The following is a 270-nucleotide window of genomic DNA, read 5'->3' as shown; positions in this document are numbered from 1 at the left end:
TTTCGTAGTCGTGGCGCTGCATGCGCAGCTGGCCGAGTTTGAACAGATCTTCATGGTCGTCGCCGGCGTGCGGGGGCAGTACCTGGTAGTCGTCCATGCTGGCGGCCATCCAGCGGCCGCTGCTGCCTTGGTCGGCCTCCCCAAGCGCGGCCACGCTCATGAAGTGCACGCCGAGCGGATTGCGGTAGTCCCAGCTGTGGGTGGCGGTGCTGCCCGGCTGTAGCGTGCGCACCGCGCTCCACGAGGTGATGCTGTCGCGTTCTTCGGTGG

General features: G+C 67.0%; 1 protein-coding gene. It reads right to left on the bottom strand.

The genetic code is table 11. From position 1 onward, the window contains the following. Nucleotides 1-270, bottom strand: a 270-nt coding sequence (locus tag GTP77_RS30010) for a hypothetical protein (protein ID WP_161075769.1), incomplete at both ends; no start/stop codon positions are given.

It is taken from the genome of Pseudoduganella aquatica (assembly GCF_009857595.1).
In the GTDB taxonomy this organism is placed as follows: domain Bacteria; phylum Pseudomonadota; class Gammaproteobacteria; order Burkholderiales; family Burkholderiaceae_D; genus Rugamonas; species Rugamonas aquatica_A.
This window is presented reverse-complemented; position numbering and strand designations above follow the sequence as displayed.